This window comes from Anoxybacillus sp., assembly GCF_036834105.1.
Classification (GTDB): Bacteria; Bacillota; Bacilli; order Bacillales; family Anoxybacillaceae; genus Anoxybacillus.
Genome location: NZ_DAITON010000145.1, coordinates 1 through 5,417, shown reverse-complemented (window position 1 = coordinate 5,417; position 5,417 = coordinate 1). Strand labels below are relative to the sequence as shown.

Genomic DNA, 5,417 nt, shown 5'->3' with positions numbered 1-5,417 from the left:
TTTGCAGGTGCAGTTTACGAACTGATTCGCAAAGGCCTAGAAAAGCAATGAAGTATATTTCCGAAAATCATAGTAAGCACTTGCTTATATGTCACTTCATATTTGTTTGCAAATATCGAAAAAAGCTATTATTAAAAGTCGGTGATGATATTAAAACTGAAATCGAATCAATAGCTAATCATTACGGTTGGCAAATTATTGAGCAAGAAATAGACAAAGACCATATTCATATCAAAAATATATTCAAGAACAAGGTCGTTAGGGCTTACATCCCCTAGCCTAAAGGCGTAGGGGTTTTACGCCCAATCTTATAAAAAGAAGAAAAAAGATATGGCGCATTGAAATCCCTCCAAAACAAGAAAAGAAGGGGTTGTCCCCTTCTTTATTATAGCACGCTTGCATGGCCGCGATAAATCGCACCGAAGCTCGCATCTACCGTAATATCTTGTCCATCTTTTAAAATGGATGTAGCATTGTTTACTCCAACAATGACTGGAATGCCTAGGCTCAAACCGACGACTGCAGCGTGGCTTGTTAGACCGCCTTCTTCCGTAATAATCGCGACAGCTTTTTCTAGTGCTTTCATCATGTCCGCATCTGTTGCGGGCGCCACTAAAATGCCACCTTCAACCATTTTTTCAAGCGCTTCTTGGGCAGTTTTTGCTACAACCGCTTTTCCAAATGCTGATTTACGACCGATGCCTTGGCCTTTTGCAATCATATCACCGATCATATGAACTTTCATTAAGTTCGTTGAGCCCGTTTCCCCAACTGGTACTCCCGCAGTAATGACAACGAGATCACCATGTTTGACGATGCCTGTGCCAAGAGCGGCCTCAACAGCAATATCGAGCATTTCGTCTGTCGACGTTGCATGTTGGGCAACGCGTGGATAAACGCCCCAAACGAGCGCTAATTTCCGAGACACTGCTTCATCAGATGTCACCGCAATAATTGGCGCTTTTGGGCGATATTTCGAAATCATACGCGCCGTATGACCGCTCACTGTCGGCGTCACAATCGCTGCGACATCTAAATTTAACGCTGTATGGGCAACCGATTGTCCAATCGCATCTGTAATCGTTGTGCCGCTTTGTTTGCTGCGTTTTGATAATAAGTCGCGGTATTGCAACGCTTGTTCTGTACGTAAAGCGATGCGATGCATCGTTTGTACCGCCTCGACTGGATAAGCGCCTGCTGCCGTTTCGCCAGAAAGCATAATCGCATCTGTTCCGTCAAAAATGGCGTTCGCTACATCGCTCGCCTCAGCGCGGGTTGGACGTGGATTTCGTTGCATGGAATCAAGCATTTGTGTCGCTGTAATAACAGGTTTTCCAAGCGCATTGCATTTTTTAATTAGCTCTTTTTGGACGAGAGGCACTTCTTCCGCTGGAATTTCGACGCCTAAGTCACCGCGAGCAACCATTAAACCGTCTGCTACTTCTAAAATTTCATTGATATTGTCTACGCCTTCTTGGTTCTCAATTTTCGGGATGATTTGAATGTGTAACGCGTCATGCGCCTCAAGCAATTCCCGAATTTCGAGCACATCTGAAGCGCGACGAACAAATGATGCAGCAATAAAATCAATGCCTTGTTCGATACCGAAGCGAATGTCGGCTGCATCTTTTTCTGTAATGCCTGGCAATTTCACTTTCACGCCTGGAACGTTTACACCTTTTTTATTTTTCAATACGCCGCCGTTTAACACTTTTGTTTTAATTTCTTTCGCTTCTTTATCAACAGCTAATACTTCTAAACCAATTAAACCATCGTCCAATAAAATCGTTGAGCCGACATGCACATCGTCAATTAGCCCTTCATACGTAATCGAAAATTTTTCCGGCGTACCGAGCACTTCTGTCATCGAAATAGTGACCTCAGAGCCCGCTTTTAACTCAATTGCTCCATTTTCCATGTCATGTGTACGAATTTCTGGACCTTTCGTATCCAATAAAATTGCAACCGTTTTTCCAGTCATTCTCGATGCTTCGCGAATGTTGCGAATGCGCGCTGCATGTTCTTCATGACTTCCGTGTGAGAAGTTGAGGCGGGCGACATTCATACCTGCTTCAATGAGCTGCACAAGCTTTTCTACACTTTCGCTCGCTGGACCGATCGTACAAACAATTTTCGTTTTGCGCATAAATACCCTCCTACACTTTGCATATGGAAACGATACCATAAATAACCACTAAATTGAAAGTTCTTTTGATAGCTGGTACATTTTTTGGTCAACTGTATGTTTTTGTGCTAACGCTTCAATGATGTCGTGGTCGACGAGATGATTATCTTGGATGCCAACGCAACGTCCACCTTTTCCTTCAAGCAACAATTCTACCGCGCGCGCACCTAAACGGCTAGCAAGCACACGGTCAAACGCTGTCGGTGATCCGCCGCGCTGTACGTGCCCTAGCACAGTTACACGCGTTTCAAATCCTGTTGCTTCTTCAATGCGTTTACCAAAATCAACACCGCTGCCAACCCCTTCTGCAACGATGATAATACTATGCTTTTTACCGCGCTCATGTCCGCGCTTCAAGCGAGCGACAATTTCATCCATATCATAATCAGCTTCTGGAATTAAAATGCTTTCCGCACCGCCAGCAAGTCCTGCCCAAAGAGCAATATCACCAGCGTGACGCCCCATGACTTCGATAACGTATGTACGTTCATGAGATGTCGCTGTATCACGAATTTTATCAATCGCGTCAATCACTGTATTCAATGCTGTGTCAAATCCGATCGTAAAATCTGTTCCAGGAATGTCATTATCAATCGTTCCCGGCACACCAACACAAGGATAGCCGTGCTCTGTTAATTTTTTCGCCCCTTGGTATGAACCGTCGCCACCAATGACAACAAGCCCCTCAATACCGTGTTTTTTCAACTGCTCAATTCCTTTTAACTGTCCTTCCAACGTTTTGAATTCTGGACAGCGGGCAGTATATAACATCGTTCCGCCGCGATGAATAATGTCGCCAACATCGCCAATCTCAAGCTTCTTTATATTCCCGGCAATCAATCCAGCATATCCGTGATAAATGCCGTACACTTCTAAGCCGTGGTAAATCGCTTTCCGAACAACCGCACGAATAGCGGCATTCATTCCTGGCGAATCGCCACCGCTCGTAAGCACACCAATTCTTTTCATCGCTCTTCACCTCTTTAAAAAAATAAAATAAGAAGTATGACCTCTTACTTTAAGATAACATGAAGGTATATGGAACACAATACATAATGAAATGTTTCACAAAACGTTGATTTTTTTCACTACAACAAGTTTGCCCAAAATCATTTATTTCATGTAAAAAGGCCATCCGATGATGACCTTTTTACATAACCGATACGTGTTGTTGAGATTCAATAAAATCGCCAATCTGTTTATATTTTTCGTATCGTTGCGCAATCAGTTGTTCAGCGCTTAATGGAAGCAATTGACGCAATGAACGTTGTAGCACATCGTCAATGTATTTCGCTTGCTCATCGACATTTCGGTGTGCCCCTCCACGCACTTCTGGAACGATCTCATCAATGACGCCGAGCTGTTTTAAATCTTTTGCTGTAATTTTCATCGTTTCAGCAGCTTTTTTTGCAAGGGAAGCATCTTTCCATAAAATTGCGGCCGCTCCTTCCGGTGAGATGACGGAATACGTCGAATTTTCAAGCATATGAACATAGTTGCCGACACCAAGAGCAAGCGCACCACCGCTTCCTCCTTCACCGATCACGATGCATACGACAGGAACAGTTAAGCCTGCCATTTCAAATAAGTTGCGAGCAATCGCTTCACTTTGTCCTCGTTCTTCTGCTGCTTTCCCCGGATATGCTCCTTTCGTATCAATGAAACAAATAATGGGGCGCCCAAATTTCTCCGCTTGTTTCATTAAACGGAGCGCTTTTCGATATCCTTCGGGATGAGGCATACCAAAATTACGGCGAATATTTTCTTTTGTATCTTTCCCGCGCTGATGGCCGATTACCGTCACAGGCAATCCGCGATATTTAGCAATTCCTCCTACAATCGCTTCATCATCCGCGAAGCAACGGTCTCCGTGACATTCGAAAAAATTTGTAAACAGCCGCTCAATATAATCGAGCGTTGTTGGCCGATTTGGATGACGCGCAATTTGTACGCGATCCCACGCACTTAAATTAGCATAAATATCATGTTCAAGCTTTTCAAGACGCGCTTCTAGTTTATTAATTTCATCTGAAAAATCGACATCGCGATGTTTCGTAAACTCTTTTAACTCACTAATTTTTTTTCGCAGTTCTACAAGCGGCTTTTCAAATTCTAGTTCGTACGCCATTCGTCCCCACCTCGCGCTTGGTGAATGTCTAATACATTTGTTAATGTGTCTTTTAATTCATGACGCGGAATGACAGCATCTAATTGTCCATGTTTCAATAAAAATTCCGCTGTTTGAAAATCATCTGGCAGTTCTTCGCGAACCGTTTGTTCAATGACGCGTCGCCCCGCAAAACCGATGAGCGCCCCCGGTTCAGCGAAATTATAATCTCCGAGCGAAGCGAAACTCGCCGACACCCCCCCGGTCGTCGGATGAGTCATGACGGAAATAATTAACCCATCTTGTTCGCTAAACAGTTTTAATGCTGCACTTGTTTTTGCCATTTGCATTAAACTTAACACACCTTCTTGCATACGCGCCCCACCCGAAGCGGTAAAAATAATGAAAGGAACGGATTTCTCCATCGCCCGTTCAATGGCGCGAGCAATTTTTTCTCCAACGACCGATCCCATGCTTCCCATACGAAATCGTGAATCCATCACGGCAACAACGACAGGAAAGCCGTTGATCGTTCCTTCTCCTGTCACAACCGCCTCATTTAGCTTCGTTTTCTCACGATCTTCCTCAATCTTTTCCATATATTGCGGGAAGTCGAGCGGGTTTTTAGAAAGAAGGTGACGGTCATATTCACAAAACGTTCCTTCATCTAATAAGCACGCAATACGTTCAGGAGCAGACATCGGATGATGATAGCCGCACGATATACAAACGCGTAAGTTCTTCACTAGCTCTTTCGTATACATAATTTTTTTGCATTTCGGACATTTTGTCATAATGCCTTCTGGTACATCTTGCTTCGCTTGCTCAGACGGAATGGTCGCATATTTCTTCTTTTTAGAAAACAAATCTTTTAGCACATGTTTCCCTCCCTTACTTCGTCCATTTCTACTTTACCGAATGGAGACAACTTTGTTTGTCATATTGTGTCATTTGTCTTTCGACATATTTTGCATCACATATCGCTCATAAACGGCCATTGCTTCTACGCAACATCTTTTTTGTAGCGCCTGCGACATTTCGTCATAAAACTCGGAAGGGACATCTATTGTATATACGTGCTCAAAAAAGTCGTTTAATACAAGCCAAATGCGCAGCAATAAATAA

At 43.6% G+C, this 5,417-nt stretch carries 5 protein-coding genes; 1 reads left to right on the top strand and 4 read right to left on the bottom strand.

Features of this window, described 5'->3' with window-relative positions; genetic code table 11:
* Nucleotides 1-47 precede the first annotated feature (47 nt).
* Nucleotides 48-278 (top strand): transposase, encoded by a 231-nt coding sequence (locus V7Z64_RS11565; RefSeq protein WP_297987398.1) that lies wholly within the window; start codon nt 48-50, stop codon nt 276-278.
* Nucleotides 279-385: 107 nt separating this feature from the next.
* Here the strand turns inward: V7Z64_RS11565 and pyk are convergent, their stop codons facing one another.
* The 4 genes from pyk to accD form a co-directional block, all read right to left on the bottom strand.
* On the bottom strand, nt 386-2,146 hold the full coding sequence (gene pyk, locus V7Z64_RS11560; RefSeq protein WP_297987397.1) for a pyruvate kinase: 1,761 nt from the start codon (nt 2,144-2,146) through the stop codon (nt 386-388).
* 48 nt (nt 2,147-2,194) lie between these two features.
* Nucleotides 2,195-3,154 carry a 6-phosphofructokinase gene (gene pfkA, locus V7Z64_RS11555; RefSeq protein ID WP_297987396.1) on the bottom strand — a complete coding sequence of 320 codons (960 nt, stop codon included), beginning with the start codon at nt 3,152-3,154 and terminating at the stop codon, nt 2,195-2,197.
* Nucleotides 3,155-3,335: 181 nt separating this feature from the next.
* Nucleotides 3,336-4,313, bottom strand: coding sequence for an acetyl-CoA carboxylase carboxyl transferase subunit alpha (accA, locus tag V7Z64_RS11550; RefSeq protein ID WP_297987395.1), 978 nt, complete (start codon nt 4,311-4,313; stop codon nt 3,336-3,338).
* Nucleotides 4,298-5,170 (bottom strand): acetyl-CoA carboxylase, carboxyltransferase subunit beta, encoded by an 873-nt coding sequence (gene accD / locus V7Z64_RS11545; protein ID WP_297987394.1) that lies wholly within the window; start codon nt 5,168-5,170, stop codon nt 4,298-4,300. The genes accA and accD overlap by 16 nt, the downstream gene beginning before the upstream one ends.
* Nucleotides 5,171-5,417: the final 247 nt, after the last annotated feature.